Origin of the sequence: Bradyrhizobium sp. USDA 223, from assembly GCF_044909005.1 — a bacterium.
Lineage (GTDB): Bacteria > Pseudomonadota > Alphaproteobacteria > Rhizobiales > Xanthobacteraceae > Bradyrhizobium > Bradyrhizobium yuanmingense.
In genome coordinates, this window is record NZ_JBIYDR010000001.1 from 399288 (window position 1) to 424148 (window position 24861).

7 protein-coding genes and 14 pseudogenes are annotated in these 24861 nt (G+C 59.1%); 14 read left to right on the forward strand and 7 right to left on the reverse strand.

The window, feature by feature from the left end:
• Window positions 1-705 precede the first annotated feature (705 nt).
• From ABIA40_RS01675 to ABIA40_RS01690, 4 genes and pseudogenes are all read left to right on the forward strand, one after another.
• Complete coding sequence (locus ABIA40_RS01675; protein WP_404538545.1) at window positions 706-1251, forward strand: GNAT family N-acetyltransferase; 546 nt, start codon at window positions 706-708, stop codon at window positions 1249-1251.
• 129 nt (window positions 1252-1380) lie between these two features.
• The gene (locus ABIA40_RS01680; protein WP_404538548.1) at window positions 1381-2745 is read left to right on the forward strand and encodes a CapA family protein; all 1365 of its coding nucleotides are present in this window, start codon (window positions 1381-1383) and stop codon (window positions 2743-2745) included.
• Window positions 2746-3191: 446 nt separating this feature from the next.
• A pseudogene (locus ABIA40_RS01685) lies at window positions 3192-4177 on the forward strand (IS110 family transposase).
• Window positions 4178-4375: 198 nt separating this feature from the next.
• Window positions 4376-4627: pseudogene (locus ABIA40_RS01690) on the forward strand (transposase); the annotation flags it as partial.
• 248 nt (window positions 4628-4875) lie between these two features.
• Here the strand turns inward: ABIA40_RS01690 and ABIA40_RS01695 are convergent.
• Window positions 4876-5929 (reverse strand): annotated as a pseudogene (locus ABIA40_RS01695) (IS110 family transposase).
• Window positions 5930-6003: 74 nt separating this feature from the next.
• On the opposite strand from ABIA40_RS01695, the pseudogene ABIA40_RS01700 reads away from it, so the two are divergent.
• Window positions 6004-6643: pseudogene (locus ABIA40_RS01700) on the forward strand (DDE-type integrase/transposase/recombinase); the annotation flags it as partial.
• A 258-nt stretch (window positions 6644-6901) separates the two neighbouring features.
• Here ABIA40_RS01700 and ABIA40_RS01705 read toward each other — a convergent pair.
• Window positions 6902-7929 (reverse strand): annotated as a pseudogene (locus tag ABIA40_RS01705) (IS110 family transposase).
• Window positions 7930-8001: 72 nt separating this feature from the next.
• Between ABIA40_RS01705 and ABIA40_RS01710 the strand changes: the two are divergent.
• Window positions 8002-8271 (forward strand): annotated as a pseudogene (locus tag ABIA40_RS01710) (transposase); the annotation flags it as partial.
• A 15-nt stretch (window positions 8272-8286) separates the two neighbouring features.
• Here ABIA40_RS01710 and ABIA40_RS01715 read toward each other — a convergent pair.
• Together ABIA40_RS01715 and ABIA40_RS01720 are read right to left on the reverse strand one after the other, a co-directional pair.
• Window positions 8287-8490, reverse strand: a complete 204-nt coding sequence (locus ABIA40_RS01715; protein WP_404538550.1) for a hypothetical protein — start codon at window positions 8488-8490, stop codon at window positions 8287-8289.
• Window positions 8491-9166: 676 nt separating this feature from the next.
• Complete coding sequence (locus ABIA40_RS01720) at window positions 9167-10192, reverse strand: RimK family alpha-L-glutamate ligase (protein WP_404538553.1); 1026 nt, start codon at window positions 10190-10192, stop codon at window positions 9167-9169.
• A 1111-nt stretch (window positions 10193-11303) separates the two neighbouring features.
• On the opposite strand from ABIA40_RS01720, the gene ABIA40_RS01725 reads away from it, so the two are divergent.
• The 4 genes and pseudogenes from ABIA40_RS01725 to ABIA40_RS01740 all read left to right on the forward strand — a co-directional run.
• Complete coding sequence (locus tag ABIA40_RS01725) at window positions 11304-12773, forward strand: 3-hydroxyacyl-CoA dehydrogenase NAD-binding domain-containing protein (protein WP_404538555.1); 1470 nt, start codon at window positions 11304-11306, stop codon at window positions 12771-12773.
• A 763-nt stretch (window positions 12774-13536) separates the two neighbouring features.
• Window positions 13537-13764, forward strand: a complete 228-nt coding sequence (locus ABIA40_RS01730; protein WP_404538558.1) for a hypothetical protein — start codon at window positions 13537-13539, stop codon at window positions 13762-13764.
• Window positions 13710-15072, forward strand: a pseudogene (locus ABIA40_RS01735) (transposase); the annotation flags it as partial. The gene ABIA40_RS01730 and the pseudogene ABIA40_RS01735, both read left to right, overlap by 55 nt.
• Window positions 15073-15147: 75 nt before the next feature.
• A pseudogene (locus ABIA40_RS01740) lies at window positions 15148-15409 on the forward strand (transposase); the annotation flags it as partial.
• Window positions 15410-15649: 240 nt separating this feature from the next.
• Here the strand turns inward: ABIA40_RS01740 and ABIA40_RS01745 are convergent.
• A pseudogene (locus tag ABIA40_RS01745) lies at window positions 15650-16874 on the reverse strand (IS110 family transposase).
• Between the two features lie 229 nt (window positions 16875-17103).
• Here ABIA40_RS01745 and ABIA40_RS01750 point away from each other — a divergent pair.
• From ABIA40_RS01750 to ABIA40_RS01765, 4 genes and pseudogenes are all read left to right on the forward strand, one after another.
• Window positions 17104-17322: pseudogene (locus ABIA40_RS01750) on the forward strand (transposase); the annotation flags it as partial.
• A 464-nt stretch (window positions 17323-17786) separates the two neighbouring features.
• Window positions 17787-18543: pseudogene (locus ABIA40_RS01755) on the forward strand (IS5 family transposase).
• A 668-nt stretch (window positions 18544-19211) separates the two neighbouring features.
• Window positions 19212-20399: pseudogene (locus tag ABIA40_RS01760) on the forward strand (IS3 family transposase).
• A gap of 492 nt (window positions 20400-20891) precedes the next feature.
• Complete coding sequence (locus tag ABIA40_RS01765) at window positions 20892-22547, forward strand: class I adenylate-forming enzyme family protein (protein WP_404538561.1); 1656 nt, start codon at window positions 20892-20894, stop codon at window positions 22545-22547.
• A 258-nt stretch (window positions 22548-22805) separates the two neighbouring features.
• On the opposite strand, the pseudogene ABIA40_RS01770 reads toward ABIA40_RS01765, so the two are convergent.
• Both ABIA40_RS01770 and tnpC read right to left on the reverse strand, forming a co-directional pair.
• Window positions 22806-23224: pseudogene (locus ABIA40_RS01770) on the reverse strand (integrase core domain-containing protein); the annotation flags it as partial.
• A 56-nt stretch (window positions 23225-23280) separates the two neighbouring features.
• A pseudogene (tnpC, locus tag ABIA40_RS01775) lies at window positions 23281-24801 on the reverse strand (IS66 family transposase).
• Window positions 24802-24861: the final 60 nt, after the last annotated feature.

A 24861-nucleotide genomic window follows, 5' to 3' on the forward strand; every position in this document is an offset into this window, starting at 1 on the left:
CGGTATTCGTACGGAGGTGGATCTTTGTCGAAAGGCGCAGCGCGAGCGGCTGAGCGTTTCGTCATTTTTGGTTCCCGTGCCGGTGATCACAATAGATGCGTGTCCGCCCTCGGCGCCAGACGCCCCGAAATCTCGAATGCCGCCCCACCCGCGAGTTCACTAGAGTGTGTTAAGCGGATGAACAGACCCAAAGAATGCCATTGACGGTACGCCGATTGTCTAGAATTGGCGAACCACGTTCGCCACGATCGGGCAACAACCGATGGACCATCTGCCATTGTGTCTCGGCAGATCTTTCGGCTTCCCTAAAATAGCAAAGACAGTTTTAATCAAAGGTCTATTGCTGGGTCAAAAACCGTCAATACGCCTAATGCCGCGGCACGTGAAGGAGTTTTCGACACGCAAGGTGCGAGCGCACTCCCAATACTGGTAGGTGAACGCATTTGTGCGCATGCTAGTGTGCCGCTTGCAGCTTCGAAAGCACCTGCATGAAGCGCACCAGCTTCGTCTCCAGCGCACCATCATGGAGGTTCGCATGGTCATGGCGGGCCACATCCATTTCTCGCTAAAGAAGGATGGGCCGCAGCAGATCGAGCCCGTTGTATCCAACCAATCCCGGCATCCCGGCTCGATGAAAAGATACGGATGGTACCAAGGCTCGACAGAATTCTTCAGCGCCAAATGGCGATGACTGGGAGAGTATCGTTGCTTACCAACTACACCGAACGTTTAATCCTTACTTCCATGCGCCCAGAACACGAAGTGGAGTTGTTCAAGCTGCACAACGATCCATTGGTTCAGCAGATGAACTTCAAGAATGTGGCGCAGACCACTCAGGACGTGCGCAAGTGGCTCGATTGGGCGTTGGTACAGTGGCGCAAGAACCGCTTCGGCCACTGGATGGTTTATCAAAAGTCCAGCGATGGTCCGATCTTCACCGGCCGCTGCGGCTTGGTCGACTACGAAAGCGACCTCGAATTCGTTTGTTTGCTTTGCGAGCACGCTGTAGGACGCGGCCTCGGTCCCGAGGCCGCGTCTTTCGCCATCACACATGCCTTGCGAAACTCGACGAAGGAAAAAGTGGTCGCCTTCATTGCAAAGGGCAATGTCCGGTCGGAGCGAGCAGCCAAAAAGCTGGGCCTGCGCTATATTGATGACCGCCAGTATGAACATGATGGTAGTCTCAGGCAATACTACGAAGTAACCCGCCAAGAGTATTTTTCTCGGCACCAGAGCATAGCCGCAGGGTGATCACGATGGTTTTCTGGCAATATTCGTCGCTTATGAGCGCCTGTGGTTAGACATATGGCCACTCGACCTCAGCCAATCGTGTTCTATGGAGCCAACTCACCAAGAGTTAACCAATATAGAGGTCGCCACATGGAGGAACCTTCAAACCAGTATACCGCCCAACAGGATGGTCGCTATGACACGGTTGGTTCGACCGCAACGAACGTCGCGGACGGTTTCACAATGGTGGCAGTTGGCGACCTTCTCGTCACGCGGCCGCTAACTAAAGGAAGGCATCCCGGGTTCGCCGAGATTATTGAGATCCTTCATGATGCGGATGTCACGTTTGGTAACATTGAAACCAGCATCTTCGATATCCGATCGTTCAAGGGTAGTCCACAGGCTGAGCACGGTGGGGCATACGTAATCAGCTTACCAGAACTCGGGCCCGATCTGAAGGCGATGGGATTCAAGGTCGTAAGCCGCGCGAATAACCATTCGCTCGACTGGGGGCTCGAAGGCATGCGGGAAACGAGCAGAGTGCTCGATCAAAACGGAATAGTCCACGCAGGTGCAGGCGAGAATCTCGCACAGGCAGGCGCCGCCCGCTTTCTGGAGACCGTACGCGGTCGCGTGGCCTTGGTCTCCTTTGCCTCGACGTACACGCCACTATCTCGTGCGGCCGATCCCGCCAGCGAGGCTCCAGGCAGACCGGGAATCAATGTACTGCGTTTGGCGCGAAGCATCGTGGTCATGCCCGAGATGCTTGAGTGCTTGCGCCGATTACAAATTGAACTGCCGGGCTTCAGGCCCGGCAGAAAAGGTCAAAGCTCAGTCGAGATCGCTGGGGTGACCTACAAAGGTGGCAATAAGAGCGGTTATAGTTATGAAGCTGACCCGCGCGATATTGCTGACATACTGCGAAACGTTCGCCGGGCGAAGCAGTTCGCTGACTTCTGCATAGTCACGAACCACGGTCATGAGCCCGGAAATTGGAGTCAAGAGCCTCCAGACTACGAGCAATCGTTGGCGCATACGTTAATCGATTCCGGAGCGGACGCGTACGTCGTACATGGACCTCATCAATTGCGAGGAATCGAGATCTACAGGCATCGTCCGGTGTTTTATAGTCTTGGAAACTTCATCATGGAGGACCTCCATACGCCCGTGGGAGCTGACATGTTTAACGCTTACGGTAAGGACCCGCGCGTCGACACGGATGCGGATGTGACCGTGGACGAGATGGCAAGAGAGTTCTCAGATCCAATCTTCTATGAGAGCGTTGTCGCGGTCAGCCGATTTGAGCAGAACCAGCTAGCCGAGTTGCGGCTTTATCCAATCGAGCTAGGATACTCAAAGAGGTTTGCGGATCGGGGCGTACCGCGGCTCGCCCCCGCGACGGAGGCAAATGTCATCCTAGAGCGTCTACAGAAGCTTTCAGAGCCATTTGGGACCGCAATTGCAATAGAGAACGACGTCGGAGTGATAAGGCTGCGGCCGACGATGCCAAGTTGATGCTGGCCAAATGCGTCCGGCTCTAAAGCAGGGGACAGAACGACTTCGACCAGACAGTGCCGAAGTCGGTGCAGCGCCCGACGATGCAGAGACGGAAGGGCTGAGGCCGCGAGCGTACGTATGCTTCGTCTTGCTACACAGCGCCGGTCTTGGATTCGCTGAAGGACCCCTTGGCGGTTCAGACGCGAGAATGAGTATTGACGTTAGGCGTAGCGCCGAGGCTCCTCGGATTGTTTTGTGCGTCTTCGGTACGCCGCTAGAAGAGTCGTCTTGAAAAGGGCTGACCTTGCCCACGGGCTTAATCCAGTTTGAAGTTCGTTCTGGCCCACGACAAGGACCAGAGCATGAAGCGCAGCCGCTTTTCGGAAGAGATGGGGTATTCGGTCCCGATCGTCTGACCTATTTGCCGGGCGGCACGTTTTGGCTGACGATCCTGGACCAACTCCATCCGAAGGAGAAATAGTCATGTTGACGAGACCGGAAAGCTTATCCGGGAGGGAACCACCTTGGCGGACGCGCCATCGATTGTGCAGTACCTCGAACCATGGGCTGGTCAAGTTGAAGGGGTGGGCCTTGAGGCAGGACCGACGTCAGAATGGCTGACCGCAAATCCAATCAAACTGGGGCTGCCGGCCGTCAGTTTGGAAGCCCGCCAGGTAGGGCGGCGCTTTCGGCCATGCCGGTGAAGACCGATCGGAATGACGCCCGTGGGATCGCGCAGGTGGTGAGAACGGGATGGTTCAAGCCTGTTCACGTCAAGAGCATCGGCAGCCAAAGGGCGCGGACGCTGGCCGCGGCTCGCAAGCATATCATCCGCTCCATCGCTCCCACAGAGCAAGTCATCCGCGGACTTCTGCGTCCGCTCGGTCTCAAAGTCGGAGTCGTCTCGCGGACTCTGTTCGCGACGCGAGTTCGTGAGTTGGTCGGCGGTGACGCCTTGCTGGAGGCGATCATGAATCCGCTGCTTGCCGGACGCGAAGCGCTGATGCGGCAGTACAGCCGACTGCATCGTCTGGTTCTGAAGGCCGTGCGCAGTGACCCGGCTTGTCGGCTCTTGATGACGATACCGGGGATCGGCCCGGTCTCTGCGTTGACCTTCCGCTCCACTGTGGACGATCCTAGGCGATTCCTGTCTCAATCCGTCGGCGCCTATCTCGGGTTAACGCCCCGGCGATACCAATCTGGCGAGGTTGATCGGGTGGGACGGATCACAAAAGTCGGAGATGGAGAGACGCGCACAGCCCTGTTCGAAGCTGCCAACGTTATTCTCAGGCCATCAACCCAATGGTCTCCGATGAAGGCTTGGGCGGTGCGTGTTGCCCACCGGCAAGGAAGCTAGCGTGCGAAGGTCGTGCTGGCCAAAAAGATGGCTGTCGTCCTTCACCGAATGTGGGTTGATGGAACCGAATTCAGATGGACCGCGGTGGCGTAAGGACGCCATCGCCACCCAAGAGACGCCCGTCGCGGGGCGTGGGGATGGTCGAGTTCGTATGATCTGTCGTGGCGTCCGCCCTCCAGGCGCTGACTACGCCGAAGAGCTTGAACCGACCATTCAACCGAATCCCATCGTGTGGCGACTTTGCCGACCACGAACAGAAGCTAGGTACCCGCGGCACGCGCTCTTAAGGGATTGACAGAAGCAGACCGAATACAGAAGCAGATCATCGGGATTTTGAAGGAGCACGAGGCCGGCGTTTCGGTCGCGGACTTGTGCCGCAAGCACGGCGTCAGCGACGCCAGCATCTACAAAGGGAAGGCGAAGTTCGGCGGTATGGAGGTGTCGGAGGCCAAGCGGCTGAAGGCACTGGAGGATGAGAACACGCGGCTGAAGCGGCTGCTGGCGGATTTCATGCTCGACAATGTCGCGCTGAAGGACTTGCTGGTAAGAATGTATGGTCCGCCCCGTCCGTGCAAGGGTTCGTAACAGCAAAAATGACGCCTTCAGTTGCATAAATGTATCCGGCCTCTCGCGAGTGGGCTGCTGTTGCAGCCAGGCCATGATGAGATCCGCTCACGCCGTTCCCAATAAATGGTTCGGGCACGAAGCCCGCTTTTTTGCATAGGGCTTACGGCATGTTGATCCACTGTTTCGTCATCACTGTTCCCGAGCCTTGCAAGAAGCCAGAAGTGTCAGGTGAAAGCAGGATCTCTGCGTTCGTAGAGAGCTCCAGGCTTGTTCAAGACCGCCCAGACAATGCGGGCCATCTTGGCGGCAAGAGCGACAACGGCCTTGTTCGGATGCATCCGAGCCTGGTGCCTGTCGAGCCAGCTTCCTAGGCGATCGCGCGTTCGGTCCAAATGCCGGAAGCAGGATCGTGCGCCATGCACTAGAAGCTTTCTCACATAACGGTTGCCGCGTTTGCTGACGCCAAGCAACGTCTGTTTTCCGCCGGTCGAGTATTGCCTGGGCACTAACCCCAGCTAGGCAGCAAGGTCGCGGGCCTTGCGAAACTGCAGCCCATCACCAATCGCGGCAAGTACGGCGGTCGCACCCAATGCGCCGATACCAGGGATTGTCATCAGCCGGCGCGTGACGTCCTCTCGATCGGCAACCGCTTCGATCTCCGTTGTCACTTCGCGGATCCGTTCTTCGAGGCGGCGGAGATCGGCGAAGAGATCGCTCGCCAGGCGACGCATCACTGGTGACAAATCGTTTCCTTCGTCATTCAAAGCGCGCGGCAACTCGAGTTTGAATATTCCGGCACCCTGACGCAAAGGCACACACCGTACTCGAGGCAGAAAGCCCGCATCTGATTGATTAGGCGAGTCCTCGAGCCGACCATCTAGTCACGGATTCGATGCAGCGCTTGAAGATCGACCTGGCCCTCCTCCTTCACGGCGACGAAGCGCATTGTCGGTCGCGTCGCGGCCTCAGCGATCGCCTCGGCGTCGAAGATATCGCTCTTATTTGACTTCACATAGGGTTTCACGAATTGCGCGGCGATCAGGCGCACCTTGTGACCAAGCGCCTGTATCTTCCGAGCGAGCCACTGTGAACCGGCGCAGGATTCCATGCCAACTATGCTTGGTTGTGCGCGAGCAAAGAACTGAAGAAGGGTGTCCCATCGAAAGCGAACTTTCTGAACAGGTGTGCCGTCGCAGCTCAGGTCACGACGTGGAACAGGTTCTTGCCAATGTCGATTCCATAGACAGCCGCCGGTCGCGGAAAATTGCGATGGGCCATGATACTCTCCTCTTTTGATCTGACCTTCCTATGATGAAGGAGGAGGACGGGGCGGACCATCCCATTAATGGTAGGGCCCGCCGCCAAAGCGCGCTGCGATCGCGTATCTGCAGGCCGTCATGAGCCTGTCGGAACGGCGGGCCTGCTGGATTGTGGGGGCGGATCGGAAGATGATCCGCTATCGCTCCAGCCGCCCGCCGGACGCAGTTCTGCGTGGCCGATTGCGCGATCTCGCCAACGAGCGGCGGCGTTTCGGCTATCGCCGGTTGTTCGTCTTGCTGCGGCGGGAGGGCGAGCCATCGGGGATCAACCGGATCTACCGGCTTTACCGCGAGGAAGGGCTCACCGTCCGCAAACGGCGGGCTCGCCGCAAGGCCGTGGGGACCCGTCGAGGCGAGGCCGAACGCGCGCTGGTCGCTGGACTTCGTCCACGACCAGTTCGCCAATGGCCGACGCTTCCGCATCCTCAACATCGTCGACGACGTCACCAAGGAATGCCTGGGCGCCATTCCGGAGACGTCGATCTCGGGGCGGTGCGTGGCCCCCGAATTGACGGCAATCGTCCAGCGACGCGGCAAGTCAGGAATAATCGTGTCCGACCATGGCACCGAATTCACCTGCAACGCCATGCTCGGTTGGTGCAAGGACGCAGCCATCGATTGGCACTTCATTGCGCCGGGAAAGCCGATGCAGAACGGCTTCGTCGAGAGTTTCATGTATAGACGGCCCCGCGGATGCAAGGGATTTCAGCAGCACTTTGGTTACCGGTCGGGTGCGTTCTTGTATACGGCCTGTTAGTGCGACCGATGCCATGGCCGCTGGCCCTGATGGAGATCGCGGATCGAGGCCTCATCAACGGGTCGCGCTTGTTGCGCTTAAAACTCTTCGGGCTTTCTCGATCCCCAGCTCCCCCGGTTCCATCACGCTGTCATCTGCCCTCACATCTTAGGGTGGCCAAAAAAGCGCGGCAGCTCAGGCCGCGGGCTTAGGCCGATAGAACTCACCGGTCGTCATCATTGCCCAGATGATCCGAGCCAACTTGTTGTCTACAGCGACGGCAACAACCATGGGCCGACGCCGTTCAAGCAGGGCTTCGATCCAGCCAGCTCCGACCCGGGACCGGGCCTTTGGATACCGAACGACGTTGCGTGCCCCGATGACAAGCAAGTGCCTGAGATAGGAATCGCCCTGCTTCGTTATGCGGCCGAGCCTGTCCTTCCCGCCGGTGGAATTCTGTTTAGGCGTCAGGCTAAGCCAGGCCGCGAACTCTCGTCCGGAGCGGAAAATTGTCGCGTCCGGCACGGTCGCGGCGAGAGCTGTGGCCGTTATGGGACCGATCCCGGGGATCGAGGACAGCAACTTCGCCATCGGATTTACGCGCTGGATCTGAGCCAGCTCGCGCTCGATAGCCTCGACCTGCTGGTCCAATTCCTTCAGTTGGTTCACAAGCTCGGCTAGTGCGATCCGGGCGTGGGCCGGTAGCGTCAGTTCCTCGTCATCCAACACGTCCACCAGACCATCCACCCGTTGCCGGCCTTGCCCGACGATGATTCCGAACTCAGCAAAGTGAGCCCGAATGGCGCAGGCTGTCATGGTTCGTTGGCGGACCAATAAGCCTCTTGCACGATGAAGCATCAAGAAGCCTGGTTCTCGCCGCTCTTGATGGGAACGAACCGCATATTGGGACGGGTGACCGCTTCGCAGATCGCGGCCGCGTCAGCGGCGTCATTTTTGTCTCTTCTTCGTACGTAGGGTTTAACATAGGCCGGCGGGATCAATCTCACATCATGTCCAAACTCCCGAATCTCCCGCGCCCAGTGGTGAGCAGTCGCGCAGGCCTCAATGCCGCCTAGACAAGGCGCGAGCGAGGAGAAGAACGACACGATCTCGCCTCGCCGGAGGCGTTGGCGACCGGCCACTTGGCCTTGGCCATTAACTGCATGGATGTGAAATACATGCTTCGAAATGTCCAACCCAATTGTCGCGACTTCATTGGTGATTGCTCCTGTTACCGGGTTCGTCCATTGCCAGTGTATCGCCGGCGCCGAGGGAGCGGGGCCGTCTTCCCCATCAACGGTCGCCTGCGGGATGAATTGCTGAACGAGACACTGTTCACGTCAGTGGCCCAGGCTCCCGTCGCACTCGGATGCTGGCGGGCCGGTTACAGCGATGCCCGACCCCACTCGCAGCTCGGATGGAAAACGCCCTCCGAGTTCGCCTTCACCTGTCACCCGCGCCGGGATCTGGCGCTGCGCTATGCCGAAGGCTCCGCGCCAGCTCCCGTCGCTCCCACCGCCCAACCGGGCAAATCCAACGACCGGAGCGAACTCAGGATTCAATAAAACTTGGGGGCAAGGTCAGTCGATCTGCTCGCGCTGGTACACGAGCTCAGCTACGAAGGGATCGAACTCGCCAATGGGCTTGCCGCCGTGGATGTTGGCCGATGGACCGAGCTCGGACAGCTGCGCGTCCACCTCGCACCCGATCCTGCCTTCGTGCCGCAGGGTGATGGTACAGCTTCCCGCGTGGCGGCGGACATTGTATTCCCGAACTGTGGGCATCGAAAATCACCTAGCTAGCTTCCCGCATCCGATGCTGTTGCCTGAACTGATTCGGGGCGGACGGATGATCCACCTTGGAGATCTCATCGTGATTATGGACCTTCAGCGTCAGGTCTTGTCGATCGGCACAATTGCACGGCGCAGCTACGCGCCTTGAAAATAATCGGCAAGTATGTCGCGGGCGGCCTCGAACTAGCCGCCTCCGAGCCGCGGCAGGCCTGGCAAGCTCGGCCCCTATCTCGAATATCTTCGCATCGCTGCCTTCCAGGGCTGCCCGTTGATCACCGAGCTATAGTCGTGGTCACCTTGGAAAATTTTCAAGCCCATCCTCGCTGAAAGTTCGTTCCCATCGACGCACCGCGAGGCGCGGCTTTCGGCCGGAAAGACGTTCGATTGCTTCGACTTCGAGGCCTGCTCGATGATCTCCATAGCGCAGGTCACCGCGCTCGCCGCTAGCCATGGCTGGGTGGGCAAGTGCGAGAGTTTGTTGCGGTTCCGGCCGCCTGGCAACGTCAAGAGCCCCTTAGTAGCGGCGATCGGCTTACGTCGGCGCGTGTCGGGCAACTGCATTGTCAAGGAGACCGGATTGCCGCCGAGGAGCCAGTAAGCTCAATTGTTGTGGCGCCTCAGCCACAACAACGGCATCAGAGCACGTCGCATCGGTGTCACGCGGGCTTTATCCGGGAGGATGGCATCTCTTTCGAAGAACAGCGCTTTCAAAGCGATTTATCATCAGCTCGGCTACCTTGTCCGAACGATCTACCCCAGAAACCAATCCTGCGTCGTATAGCCCTCCCGGGTCGTCCATATTAAGCTCAAGAATATATGGATAAGCCATGTCTACCCCGACGAAATTGATCCCATGCTTCATCAGGCGTTGACCGATCAACTCGACGAGCTCGATTTCCCCGGAGTGCAGGTCGACTGGGATCGGCTTGGCTCCCTGAAGTATGTTCGACCTGTGATCGTCTGGATGCCTTTGCCGACCATACCAAGCAAGCGCCTTCCCACAAGCAACGAGGACGCGCTTTTCGCCTTGGGCCACCTCCGGAATGAACCTTTGAAGGATAGCATAGTCAGCTCGGAAGCCGCGTAGCGCACTACCCGGAGTGATTGCGTATCGCTCGAAAATGGTTCCTGTAAGACATTGAAGAATTGCTCGAACATTTGGTCCTTTTGGAGGGAGCAAGAAAACGTTTTCTCCGCAAAACCCATTTGGCGGCTTCGCCACCCAACACTGGTCTTCCTCCTGACGGTACCGTTCCCAAAGTAACGAAAAATCATTCGATGTATATGAGAAAGCTCTATTCTCCTTTGGCACAAGATGGCCCAGTGCATGTTTTGTATTTAGAAACATCATTCCTTCAATGCTGTTGACAAAGGCAGCATGTTGAGAAGCCAACCACAACATTTGCCAAACGTCACGGGCTACACGATCCTGGGGCCGGCTCATGACCCAGACTAGATGGCATTCATCAAGAAAATATGGTCCTCGATCTCCTAGTGCAGAAGATCCGACGTCGTACGGTAAGCCCTTTGCTCGTAACAGAACTCCTCGCGTAAAATAGCGATAGTCATCTGCTGCAATAGAATTGACCTCACCGAGTACTACTTCGCAGCCGGAGCGGCGGAATGCATTGCTGATGACCGCATCATTTTCGCCTAGGCAATCGAGCGTGTTTGTCAAAATAAGCAATCTCATTTTGTTCTCCTGGCTTGATAAGATAGAATTTTGCACTCGCTATGCGATTGGAAGCTTCAATGCGTCGAGAGCCTACCTCAGTCCTATGTCAGCGCTCCATCTCGGCACTCACCTAGAAATAGAAGTACGCGACCTTTGCCATGATCTGTCCCGCTGACATTCGCGGCGGCGCTACCCATTACGCATCATTTTACTAGCAACTGCTGTGCCAGCGTTGCCTTTCCGGTAAGCCCTATTCTGCTTTTAAAAATGTGATCCAGAGATAATTTTACTGTGCTGGAGCTTACATGATTGCGCCTTTGTCCTAAGTTGGACAATGCTTGGGGGCCTTGAAAACTATCAGGATCCCACGTTCACAGCCTTTCAGCGAGGTCCTTTTGCGAGGCCATATGCTAACTACTTCGACGTTCTCTGCAGGACGCAATATTCAAGGTCAACGATCCGATGAAGTGGATAGCCGCTGAACGACGGAAACCACGTAGATCGTGGAAATCTCAAACGGTCCGAAGATCTCCTACCTCTTGTGAATTCTGCAATACCGTTGTCGAAGCGCAGCTCGCTTCTCAAAACAATAGATCCGGCGTTCACCTTCACGCTGTACTCGTATGGGAGAGGAGCGGCCGATCGAGTTTGGTAGAAGATAACCTGGCACCAAGCCGTCCCGGCTTGCGGCCGTTTGCATGGGCTTGTCGGAAGACACTATGGTTGGGAGTATCAAGGCCTTTTTCAGATCGTATTCAGTATTGTGACGTTTGAGATCCGATAGTTCACAGCGTCATTTAGGACGAGCTAACATCCTTTTATGTTTTCTCCCTGGCGAGCGCGCTCCTTGTGCGAGTGGCATGCCAATTGCTTAGACTGACGCATCAGGGACTTGGAGGATTATTCTGTCGGTGTTCTTACGAAGTGCGCTTCGTTTATTCTACTCATGGTCTGACGGGGTTCAATTCAGCGAAGGCGGTCCGCCCAATGTCGCCCCGCACATTGCGGGCTCGCTCGTCGAAGCGGCGGGGTGCTGGTGCGGTGCACTTTGCGATCGCGCGGATGCGGATGCGATGAACGGCGAGCCTGACCAAATGTGCGAGAAGGTGTATGCTTGGGAGAATAAAAAATGCTCGAGAAGTTGAACCCAGGCGACAAGTGGCCGCACACTGTCGGGCTCTTAGGAGGTGGTGTCATCGGCAGCGGGTGGGCGGCACGCTTCATCCTTAACGGAGTCGACGTGCGGCTGTATAGCCCGTCGCGTGGTGTGACCGAGCGCGTGCAGGAAATGCTGACCAGCGCGCGGCGGGCATACCGACAACTAGCGCCGGTTTGGCTGCCGCCAGAAGGATCGCTAACGGTGGTCGATTCTGTGACTGACGCGGTGTGGGGCGTTGATCTCGTGCAGGAGTCCGCGCCGGAGCGCCTCGAGCTCAAGCAGAAATTACTCGCGGCCGCTGGTCGAGCGGCAGCGCCCGGAACTCTGATCTGTTCCTCGACCTCAGGGTTTCGGCCGTCGTTGCTGCAGGCGGAGATGGAATCGCCCGACTGTATGCTCGTCGCCCACCCTTTCCAGCCTGTGTACCTGCTTCCGCTGGTTGAACTGTGTGCCGGGGAGCGCACCGCGCCCGAGGCTCTGGAACGGGCTGCTGCGATCTATCAGGCGATTGGAATGCACCCGCTTGTGCTGCGCAGAGAAGTGGACGGATTTATCGCGAACCGGCTGCAGGACGCCCTCTCGAGGGAGGCACTGTGGCTGGTGCGCGACGACGTGGCGACTCTGCAGGAAATCGATGATGCAGTGCGCTACTCTTGGGCCTTGCGCCGCGCTGCCATCGGCTCCTATCGCATGGCCAATGGCGGCGCCGGCATGCGCCAGTCCATCGCCCAATGGGCCTTCAAGTGGCCGTGGTCGAGGCTCACCGAAAAGCCGGAAATGGACTCATCCTTTCTGGATAAAGTTGCCGAGCAAGCAGACGCGCAGGTCAGGGCCGACCCGTTGCCGCTGCCTGCTGAGCAAATGCGTGACGAGTTGCTCGTGGCCCTGCTGCATGGGCTGCGCTCGCAGAGCTATGGACCCGGCGAGACGCTCAATCGGTGGGAGCGGAGGCTCCGCGATCGCGCTTCCAGTATCACTAACCCTTCTAGCCCATTGAGGACGCGAACGCGAGACATACCGGCAGATTGGATGGGCGACCAGGGCCCTCTTAACGAGAGCCGCTACCTCCAGCTCTTCGGCGACGCTACGGACATCCTGCTCCGGTCTATCGGCGTCAACGACGAGTACCGCTCAAAGCACGGTAGGTACCGCACGCTCGAGACCCATATGTGCCATCTAGGGGAACTCTATGCCGGAGATCGCGCCTACGTGCTCACGCAGGTTCTCGGCGTCCAGGACAACTGTCTTCATCTTTTCCACGTGCTCACGCGCGAAGGTGATGCCGCGCCCGTCGCCACGCGAGAGCAGATGCTGCTTCATGTCGCCCCAAGCAGTGGAAGTAGCGAATCTATGCAGAGGACCGTGCGTGATCGCGCCTTTGAGCTGGCGCGGCTGCACGCGGATTTGCCCGGACGGAGTGCAAACCTTCGATTTCGCTAGCCCCGAACTTTGAGGCGGCTACTAACAGCAATTTGGCTCTAGAGGGCGCAGCATCAAGACGAACAATAATTGAGGACCTTCCTGATTGGGTACTTATTGGATAAGCGGCATCGAGAAGCTGTGATTAATTGCGCGAACTTCCGGTTGCGGTGCGGTCTCTGACGAGCTTGTGCGCCTTGCTAGAGAGCAGATCCGGTACCGCCGGTAGAGTGAGCGTGCTGAGACCTCCATATTGATGATCGTACAAGGCTACCACCGAGCTATGGGGCTCGCGCTGCAAATTCGGAGCCCCGTCGCAACGGCCTGGATCCCGGCGTGACATGAGACGCTGATCTCCTGTTTGAGGTTCCGCTTGGACTTGGCTACGCTCCTTCGGGATTTCAACATCAGGACAGACGCGCGGAACCCCCGCCAATTTCTGCTCGAATCGAGTGTCGCATCTAACGTACTTTGTGTGACTAGATTTCCTGTTTGCCGAGGACCTGCCCACTGTGTTGGATGAGTGGCGACAGAAATATGCCGTCTTCGTTCGCGCGCAGCTCATGCGGATAACCGTGATCTGCGGACTTCTCGCATGCTCTAGACCCGACCTTTTGCCTGCGGCGCGGGTCGTGTCCCCAGTGATGGTGTAGCTCGGTAGAGCAAAGCCGCCCGGTCGCGCGCCCCGAATAGCGCCGTAGCGGGCGGGCGGCTTTGCGGTGGTCACCGGCAGTTCGCCGGTCGGGTCGGGTTGCCGACACCAACCTGATTTGAGGAGCCACCGATGACCGATGAGATGATGGACCTCCGCACGCTCATGGAGAAGACTCCTGACGCGGATCTTTTCGCCAAGGTGCTCAACGCGACTTGGCAGCGTTGCCGCGTGGGGTTGTTGAAAAAGCTGCAATTGGCTAATTCCGTTCTCGTCGGCGATTCGCGATCGGCGGAGCAAACGAGATGCTGGGGCGCAAGGAGCGGGGTCAGTTGGAGCTCTTCATCACGGGCTCGCTGAAACAGCTCGTCCCAGATGAGCACGTGCCCGCACGGGTCGATCGTGTGCTCGACCTGTCTTGGCTAAGGGAAGAGGTGTCCGACTGCTATTGCGCGAACGACGGTCGGCCAGGCATCGATCCGGAAGCCGCGGTACGGCTCATGCTCGCGGGTCTGCTCACCGGGATCGTACACAATCGCAAGCTGATCCGTGAGGCTCAGGTCAACATCGCCATTCGCTGGTTTGCTGGTTATGGCCTGCACGAGCAGCTACCGCACCATTCAAGCTTGACGCGCATCCGCCCGCGCGGGGTCGAAGAGCGATTCCGTAGGATCTTCAAACGCACGGTCGAGGCCTGCCTGAAGGCCAAGCTCGCAACAGCCGAAGTGGTTCACATCATGCGTCGCTGATCCGCGCTAACGTGAGTTGGGACAGCGTCACCGAGCAGCATGTGATCGATTTGCTGAGCGAAAATCAAGGTGAGGATGAAAGTGAACTCGAGAGAAAGGGCCGGCAGAGCGGCAAGTACAACATTTGCACCACCGATCCGGATGCGACAATGGCCATCAATGCCCGAAACCGGCGGCTGGAACCGCTTCTTACAAGCAGCACACTGCCGTCGATGACAAGGTCGGCGTCATTCTGGACGTCGTGGTTACGACCGGACAAAAGAACGAAGGGGAGATGATCGAGCCGCAAGTCGATGAGGTTGAAGCTGTGACAGGCGTCGACATCAAGACGGTCACCACGGATGCCGGCTATGCCTACGCTAAGGTTTACGGTGCGCTCGAGGGGCGCGGCATCGACGCCTTGATCCCAGCTAAAGCCGAACCAATCAAGAGCCGCGTACCGCTCAGACGCTTCCGATACGATGCCAAGCACGACATCTTGAAGTGCCCGCAAGCACGTATCTTGGGCCCCGCGCGACCCATCAAGCACGGCCGTTTCTTCTATTCGAAGGCGAAGGATTGTGCCCGGTGTCCGCTCAAGGGCGATTGCTTATCGAAAGGGCGGGTTAACAAAACGGTCGTTATCGGTGACGATTATCCTGCACTGCTCCGCGCCCGCCGCCGTCGCGAGCGATAGAGCAGACAGGATCGACGGCTCTATCAGCACGATCGTTGGCGCTCAGAGGGCTTCCACGGCGAAGCCAAGACTTGGCACGGACTGGGTGGCGCCATACGGCGTGGTCTCCCAAACGTGAAGATCCAGGCCTACCTGGCAGCTGCCGCCATCAACCTCAAGCGGCTAGCAGCAGCTCTACTTCCGCTTATTCTGCCTTGGATTGTCCTCACAGCGTTTGCAGCTTCAGATCGCGCTGTAGCGCGGGTTTTGACGCGAGGGCCATGGTGGGGCTGGTCGCCGCATCGCGCGAAATCTATTGGCCACTTCTTCAACGACCCCCGTGTGCAGTTCATGCGCAACGCGCTGGCCCAATGCCGGCAAAAGCGGACGGCACGTCGTCTCCGCCTTCATCGCCACTGCGTTTGCCCAGGACGATGCCGAGGCCGCACGAGCGCAATGGCGGAATGTCGCCGATCAGCTCCGCCCTAAGCCACCCAAGCTCGCCGGCTTCCTCGACGAGGCCTAGACCGATGTGCTGGCCTACATGACCTTCCCGCCGCAGCACCGCACCAAGCTGCACTCCACGGATGAGATGGACAAGCGATTTCTTCATGGTCGGGACGACCATTGCGGAGATCGCTTTAAGTCCATTCTTTTGTTCGGCTGCGCTGCGGGCCATTCTTTCGTCCCGGCCACCGATCTCGCAGCCGCCGCGAGCGGGGGCGGTCAAGGCTGGCCGCATTGCGGCCACCGCAAGGCTTGGCCTTGGTCGGCCCGAGCACGGCGGTACGCTGGCCTGGAACGGGACTGCATTGGTGCCTAGAACTTGCATCAGTCGCGATTATGGTTGTGGCGCGCGGGCGACCTCGTGGCGAAGCGTGATGCGTCGGCTGCAAGCATCACCGGACTGGCTATCTTTTTGCCGAGCTGAGGCGCCCGCGCGCCGGTTTTTGGCCGGACGTTTCCATTGCGACACGATTCGTTCGTAGCTTTGCTCAGCCTGTGCGGCAAAGAACATCTCGCGGTGGCGCAGCGCCTTGATGTTGTAGGCATAAGCTGGTCTTCCACGCCGGCTCCTTATTGTTGCGGATGCCCGGCTTGAAGTTGAATCGCGCGGGTCTTGTTGGCGACCAGCGCCGGGCGCGCCCACAGGTAACCCTCGCCCTTCGTCAGCAAATGCCAGCAGAACACCGTGAGCTTGCGAGCCACGGCCACCCCCGGCGACCGGATAGCCACGCCGGGCGCGGATCCGTAGGAAAAACGCATGCAGTGGACCGGGCGCCTTCGCCGCTGCCCAGGCCGCCTCGACCAGCATCGCGCGCGCATGATTGCGGCCGATCTTGCTGATACGGCCGTGGTGAGCGGCTCCCAGCCCGGACTGCCGCACCCGTGGGTTCAACCCGAAATAGCTCACCAGCTTCTGCGGGCTGTTGAATCGGCTGATGTCGCGGATCGCTGCCATGACGCCGGCGGCGACCGCCAAGTTCACGCCGGTGATCGTCATCAATCTGTTAACCGCGGAATTCTCAATTGCGTCCTGCGCGATCTCGCGGTCGAGCAGGGCCGGGTCTTTCCGCCAGCCGGTCGAGCTCACGGACGTGCCGATCGATGGCCTGTTGGGCGGCCAACCACGCCCGGCCGCGGGCGTTGAAAAGATCGGCATGCGGGCACTTCGGGATTAGGTGCGCGTGCAGGATCGAATGCACCTCGTTCTTGAGCCGCGTGCGATGCCGCACGACCTGGTAGCGCCCCGCCACTAGCCGACGCTTGCGTTCGGTCTCCGCGTCAGGCGTCCAGATCTGCGGCAGGTACCCGGCCGCCTGCAGACTGGCGAGCGGCCGGCGTCGAATCACCCGTGCCACGAACGGCGCCAGAACCCGCGACACCGCCAGGCTGTTGGCAGTCGCTTCGACCACCACCTCATCACTGGCCAGCAGGGTCTTGCCAAATCCCTCCAGCGCCGTCCGCGTCATATCGATGCGGCCCGCATGTCGGAGCCTGCCGTCCTCCCAAAACACCACCTCGGCGAAAGTACGGTGCACGTTGATGCCAATCACCCGTCGTATTCGCACCTCCTGCCAGACATATGACTGGGCGACACGACAACTACGGATTCGCACTCCCAGCGCAACCGGGCGAGTCGCAGAGGCGGCCAGCTACTAACCCGAGCTCTCGGCTCATCGAATAACATCTGCCTGCCCGCACTTCGTGCTCCCGGTCTCCTCTGTCCCGATGGTCGAACCATACGCCACAATGTAGAACGCCGCAGCGGGAACGTTGGCACCGAGACATCTCATACCGGTTACCAACTCGGTCGGGCGCTTCAACCGCGAGATCGAGCGCCGGACCGACGTCGTCGGCATCTTTCCTAATGAGGACGCCATCGTCGTCGGCACGATCTTGCTCGAACAGTACGATGAACGGGCCGTCCAGCGCGCCCGTTACATGACGCTGGAAACAATCGAGCCGTTGAGCGATGATCCAACGGTCAGCCTCCCGGCTATCGCCGGTTGACCAGTCCGGCTCCTGCCGGCGAACGCGGTGTCCCACCGCCAGTTAACCCAATGCAGGGACACGATCCCGGCGTGATCGCCGAGCCCTGCCCGTCGTGGTCTGTGATGGACTGCTGACAGAAATTTAGCCAGCGCCTGATCGATCACGGCGCTGCAAGGTTCGATCGTTCCGCCGAACGGCGCCCGCGATGTGGGAGCAGCGTTTGTGCGCGTGGTTCCCGGCTGAAACGATGGTCTGCGTGGCCCGCCGCAGTCTGTCGATCAATTTAGGCAAGTTGGCTGTTGTGGTGAGTGGCAAGCTGCGACCGTCAGAGGGCGTGTTTTTCCGCCGCATAAGCGCGTCGATTTCGCTTGCTTGGCCGGCCGTTGCCGATGCGTTGAAGTGATAGACTGTGGGGACTATTGGATTCCGCAATTCGGACGGAGCGTGATTCTAGGGCTTCTTTTAGAGGCAGCCTTGGGCGCATGGATCAGGTCGTTCTGAGCGACCCGCAATAGCGACCGTATCTCCGGCTTGATCATCGGTTGGCCGGATCAGCGTGGTTGGACTGGCCGCGCAACCGGATATTTGTCGAGGGGCGTGTCGTGGGTCGTGCGAACCGGTGCGCCGTGGCGTGATCGGCCCGAAGCGTTTAGCCATGGAATAGCGTCTTCCGACGCTCCAGCCGGTGGAGCGCAGAGGGGTCTGGCTACGCATGTTCGAAGCACTCGCAGATGATTCGGACTTCGAACACCCTTGTCGCCTCCACCATCGTACGCGCCCGCGCGCCAGCGGCGCAAAAGGGGGTCCAAATCAGGCGTTCGGGCGTTCGCTCGGCGTCCTCCCGGCTAAAATCCATATGGCTGTGGCGGCTTGGGTTGCCCGATCCGCTTCTTCCTAACAGCAGGTCAAGCCGGCGATGCGCAACAGCCGTAGCCGCTCATCGAGAGGCTCGCAGCCGAGGTCGTGATGGGCGATACCGCCTAGGATTCCGATACTTTGTGATCTGTGATCGCCTCAAAAGCCGCCCAACCCGTCGTTCCGAAGGCCTCAGGGGCCATAAAGCATCCGCTGAACAAGCCTCTCTACGCCGAACGTCACCTGATCGAATGCTGCTTCTCGAAACTCATGCGGTCCAGCCGTGTCGCCACGCGATACAAGAAAGCAGAGCGAAATCACTTCGCCGGCGCTGCTATCGCGGCAACTCTGCTCTGGTTGAGGACAATTGTCCACACAGCCTAGGGCTAGCCAGGAAGGCATCGACGTTGTTCATATTCGCCGTCTGCATCAGTGTTGCGAGGTGATCCAGGTTCGTGCGCGAAGAGCTATTCTCTCATTGTAATTGTCTGTGGCCTTATGACGCCCTCGGCGATGTTGGAGTCGAGCTCAATGCGGTTATCGATGAGGAAGCGCTCGAAGAGAGAGCGGCGCGAGGATTGACTCGGCCAGTTTTGATTCCCGGGGATCCGCCGCAAGGTGTGCTGCCAGAGGTCGAAGCGATCTGCGAGACGGCCGCGGAGGCTTGCTTCCGCGCGTCAACCAACCCGTGCGTGGGGGCTTTGGCCGCGCACGGTCTTCTCTCCAACCGCCAGCGCAATGCCATGCGTTCGATTGTCGTCGTTCCAACTTAAACTTTCATGCAACATGTAGCTCATAGAACTTGTGCCTGTGTGACCAGCAGCCGGCCAACGTGATGCCATCATTGCCGCGATCGGGGCGCGTCAACTTGTTTTAGGCGGCGTAGCCTTCAACCTGCAGGAAGCCGCGATAGCCATTGAGATGCCAGGCCGCACATTCGCCGGAGCGGCAGTCTTGGAGGGGATCCGCCATCATCAGCGGGCCGCTGCTGACCTGCCACTGATTATTTCCTCCAGAAGGAGTTAGAGTCCGCCCCGAAGAAGGACGGACGGATGAAGCGAGCAAGGTTCACGGAAGAGCAGATTATTGCTGTGTTGAAGGAGCATGAGGCCGGGGCGAAGACCGCCGACCTGGCTCGCAAGCACGGGATATCGGAAGCGACGATCTACAACTGGAAGGCCAAGTTCGGCGGCATGGATGTCTCCGAGGCCAAACGGCTGAAGGTGCTGGAGGATGAGAACGCGAAGCTGAAGAAGCTGCTGGCCGAGCAGATGCTCGATGCGGCTGCGCTACGCGAGCTTCTTTCAAAAAAATGGTAGGGCCCGCCGCCAAACGCGCTGCAGTGGCGCATCTGGAGGCCAAGATGGGCCTGTCGGAGCGGCGGGCCTGTTCGATTGTGGGCGCGGACCGGAAGATGATCCGCTACCGCTCCCGCCGTCCGCCAGACACCGAGCTTCGCGCCCGGCTACGCGAACTGGCCAACCAACGCCGCCGGTTCGGCTATCGCCGGCTGTTCGTCCTGCTGCGGCGGGAGGGCGAGCCGTCGGGCATAAACGCGGATCCACCGGCTTTATCGGGAGGAAGGGCTCACCGTCCGCAAGCGGCGGGCCCGCCGCAAGGCCACGGGCAGCCGGGCGCCGATCTTGGTGGAAGCGAAGCCGAACGCACGCTGGTCCATCGACTTCGTCTACGATCAGTTCGCCAATGGACGGCGCCTCCGCGTCCTCAACATCGTCGACGATGTCACCAAGGAATGCCTGGGTGCGATCCCGGACACGTCGATCTCCGGACGGCGGGTGGCTCGGGAGCTGACGCTGATCGTCGAGCGGCGCGGCAAGCCAGGCTCGATTGTCTCCGACAATGGCACCGAGTTCACCTGCAACGCCATGCTGGCCTGGTGCAAGGACACCGGCATCGACTGGCACTTCATCGCGCCAGGCAAGCCGATCCAGAATGCCTTCGTCGAGAGCTTCAACGGTCGCATGCGCGATGAACTGCTCAACGAAACCCTGTTCTTTGATCTCTATGACGCCAGGACAAAGATTGCGGTGTGGGTTGCCGACTACAACAGCGACCGCCCGCACTCTTCGCTGAAATACCTCACCCCGGCGGCCTACGCTGCCACATTCACCGCAACGGGCGATCGGCTGCGCAACCCCGACCAGCTCCGCCGATCGCCCGTTGCTCCACCCGCGCCACTCGGCGTACAAACCCTGGAGACTCTGACTGCTACTGGATGAAAATTCAGTGGCAGGTCACTGCCGCCAACGTTCGATCGTCTCGGACATGGGCCTTGAGCCTCTCTTCTTTGAAAACTTGAGGTCTCGATCCCAAGCCAAGCTGTGCGCACAATAATACGTCAAATTGTTGTCGAGCATCTTCGCTAAGTCGAAGAATGATGAGGATCGTGGCACAGGCTTCTCGACTTTTACGGGCGTATTTGATGGCCTTCGGGGACCAGCTATTGAAGCAGATTTTCAATAGCAGTTCAGTCTGTGACGCTACGTCCTTTAGAATGCTGACGCTCATAATAGGCCACCTGGATAGGTAGTGCGCCTGTCTCTCTTAATGATGCAAAACTGCCCCGTGGTTAGCAAGCAACTCATCAGAATAGAAGGCGAGCAGTCGCGCGTGTTGTTGGTCCGATCCACTCGCTTTATTGCCAGACGAACGCTCGTACCACAAAGTCTCGACCAGAACTGCCATTTATCCCCTGAACCGTAAGGTATTCAATGACAACCCCGACAAGATTGAGACTAGATGAGCTGGAACGGCACGTCGCAAAGTCGTTGCGAAAGATTGAGGCGCTGGAGTCCGCATACGAGACGATCACGATTGGACAGCTAGTTTCAATGCGGGCGAGAACGCACGGATCAACGATCGCAATCGACGTCTTCGATCGCGGTGAGCGTGCGACCTATTCCGAGATGGACCGATGGTCCAACAAATGTGCGCATGCGCTGCGTGTATTCGGCGTACGCAAGCACGATCGCATCGGGGTGATGCTGCCCAATCGTATCGCATTCCCGATGTTGTGGTTCGCAATCGCTAAGCTTGGTGCCGTGATAGTCCCGATCAATATGCGCTACACTCCCAGGGAGATCGAATACGTTCTCAGCGATACACAGGCTAAGTTTGCAGTTATCGACGAGTCTGTAGAGTCAGTATTCTCCGCAATGCAACCCTGGCCCCAAGGTCTCGCCAAAGAGCGAGTAATTCTCGTTGGACGGCATGCTGAAGGCACCGCAACGACTCTCGACAAATTGCTTAAGGGAGCCGTCGACTCTCCAGTGGAGGCGGATATACGACCCAACGACCTGTTGAACATTCAATATACCTCGGGGACAACTGGCTTTCCGAAAGGCTGCATGTTAACGCACGACTATTGGGGTATAAATTCGTACCAATGGGCGAGCGGAGACGAGCAACCATACGAGAGGTATCTATCTATGCACCCTCTCTTCTATGTGGATGCTCAAGGGCATCTTATGAAGTCGTATCGGCAAGGCGGCACGCTCTACCTCGCTCCGTCAATCAGCTCGACGCGCTTTATAGGGTGGCTCAAACAGCACCGCATCGAGTGGTGCATGTTTCCCGAGTTGATCGCGCGCCAGGCCGAGGCAGCCGACGAAGACGGGGCGACGTTCCTGAAGCAGTGCCTGACGTGGGGTTGCAGTCCTGATACAGTACGCAAACTCCGGAACCGCTTTCGTATGCGGACCCAGGATGCTTATGGCATGACGGAAATCGGGTTTGGCACGCAGATGCCGATCGACCTTGAAGAGATGGCCGATTCGGGATCAGTCGGACTTCGTTCGACATTTCGTAACCTGCGGCTGATGAATGAAGATGGAACACCGACGCCGGTAGGCGAGGTCGGGGAGCTGTGGGTGAGCGGCCGTGGAATACTTAACGGTTACTGGAATAGGCCGGAGGCCAATGCCGCCTTGTTCGAAGGAGAGTGGTTCAAAACAGGCGACCTGCTGCGGCGTGACCAGCTAGGATTTTATTGGCTGTTAGGACGCACGAAGGATATGATCCGACGCTCGAACGAGAACATCGCTGCGCGTGAGGTGGAGGCCATAATCCGGGAGATTCCTGAGATTGCGGATGTTGCCGCGGTGCCCGTTCGTGATACAAGGCGCGGCGAGGAGGTCAAGATCTACGTGGAGTTGAGAGGAGGTCTGAAGCCAGACAATCTGCTCGTGCAACGCATTCTCGAACATGCTCGCAACAATCTTGCCGTGTTCAAGCGGCCTCGGTACATCGCGTTTACTTCCGCGCTTCCGAGAACCACCTCAAGCAATAAGGTGCTCAAACGACAGCTGACGGCGATTAGCGATCCGCTTTCCGGCGCCTACGATGCTGAGGAGAAGCGCTGGCGCTGAACCACGAGTGTTCTCCTCCTGGGTCTCGTACAAGCGCGGTTGCCGGGTTTGCGTCAAACGAAACACGCTGCGGCCGCTGCGATGCCAGAGAAGTTGACATGATCGGTCGCGAAATAGCTCGATTGCTCTATCATGAATTGCTTTGTTTTTAGCGATAGCACGCCGGAACCGCGGCCCACTTGGTAGCTCGGAGTGTGACATTGGTGCTCGAATGTAGGCGAAGCGTTGGTCCCAGAACCATCACTGCTAAATCACGCTCTAGATGTGGAGCCTCAACAGGTTGTTCCTGGTTAGGGCGAGTCTCCTGATGGGTGGCATCGAACCGATACTGCCATGGGGCCGATGGCAATTGTAGTTGTGAAGCCATCTGGGCAGTTCAGCGGCTCTTTCGTCTGAGGTGTTGTAAGCGCGGGCATAGGCCCATTCGCGCAAACTGGTCTGGATGAAGCGCTCGGCTTTGCCGTGGTCTTCGGCGTATAGGGCTTGGTGCGGATGTGCTTGAGGCGGAGACGCTTGCAACCTTTGCGGAAGGCGATGGATTTGTAGCAAGAACCGTTGTCGGTCATGACCCGCTCGATTTTGATGCCCAGGCTCGCATAGTAGGCGATTGCGGCCTTGAGGAAGGCCACGGCGCAACCCTGTCGCTCGCTTTTCATGACCTTGCTGAAAGCGATCCGTACGCGTTGGGTGACGGCCCCTGGTTAGGTCATCTTGGGGGGATGGCTGACCTCGCTTATGCGGCCTGAGCGACGTTCTGAGGTCGCCAATTCCAGGGCATGAGTCCGTGGATGCGCTGGCGGGATGATCCGGTAGGCGCGCGAGCACGTCGGCGAGCCAAGCCTGTGGATCGATGTCGTTGAGCTTGGCGGTGGCGATAAGGGTGTAGATCGCAGCCGCACGCCGGCCACCCTCATCGGAGCCGGCGAAGGTCCAATTTCTTCTGCCCACGGCGACAGCCCGTAGCTCGCGCTCGGCAGCATTGTTCGACATGCAAAGCCGCCCGTCGTCAAGAAAGCGGCTAAATGCATCCCAGCGGCTGAGGCAGTAGTTGATCGCTTTGGTCGTGTCGTTGTTCCTGGAGAGCTTGGCGCGCTGCTCGCGCAACCACGCCTCCACTTCGACGATCGGTGGCCGGCTACGCTCCTGGCGCACACGCAGGCGCTCCTGCGGAGCAAGACCGTTGATCTCACGCTCGATGACGAACAGGACATCGATGCGCTTGACCGCCTCGGCCGCGATCGGCGCCTTGCTGAGCCGCGCGAGATCAAAGAACTTCCGTCTGCCATGCGCCCAGCACGCGGCCTCGATGATCGGGCCGCCCTTGCGATTGGCCTCGTAGAGCCTGCCAAAGCGGGCGTAGGCGTCGGGTTGCATCAGTCCGGCATAGCCCGCCAGATGCTGCTCCGGATGCGCACCGCCACGGTCGGGCGAGTAGAAGAACACGGCCGCCGGCGGATCTGGGCCGGCAAACGGACGGTCGTCGCGCACATAGGTCCAGAGCCGGCCGGTTCGCCTCTTGCCCTTGGCCAGGACCGGCACCGTGGTGTCATCCGCGTGGATGCGCTCGGCTGCGAAGACGTGGTTCCGGATCGCGTCGACCAGAGGCATCAGGGTTGCCGCGGAGGCACCGACCCAGTCCGCGAGCGTCGATACGTCGAGGTTGATGCCTTCACGCTGGTAGACGTCGCTCTGACGATGAAGCGGCAGGTGCAGGCCGTACTTGGCAAACAGGACATGGGCCAGCAGCTTGGACCCTGCACGCCCGCGCGCATCGGATGCGAGGGAGCGGGGGCTGGGTGATCGCTTCGCAGGCCCGGCAGACGAGCTTCTCGCGCACGTGCTGGATCACCTTCCATTGGCGCGGAACGAGCTCCAGCGTCTCGGTCACGTCCTCGTCAATCTTGCGCAATCGACTGTCGCCGCAGCATGGGCAGTTGGCCGGCACCGGATAGACAATGCGCTCCCGCGGCAAATGCCCCGGCAGCGGCCGGCGGGCTGGCTTGCGACGCCCGAACGATGGCACCGCAATCTTCTCGGTTGCCATCTGCGCCGCGGTCTCAGCTTGCGCCGCGTTCTCCTCAAGGTCGGCGAGCTGTAGCTCGAGCTGATCCAGCAATGCGCCTCGCTCGGAGGACTGTCCGAACTGCTCGTGCCGGAGCTTCTTGATCGTGAGCTTGGGCTTCTCGATCAGCAATGTCCCCGCCTGGGCTTCCGCCTCCGCGGCCAACCGGGCCGCTCGCTCGGCGCGCAGCATCGCCTGCAGCGTGGTCACATCTTCGGGAAGAGAATCATCGGCGCCGATCGCGGACCAGAG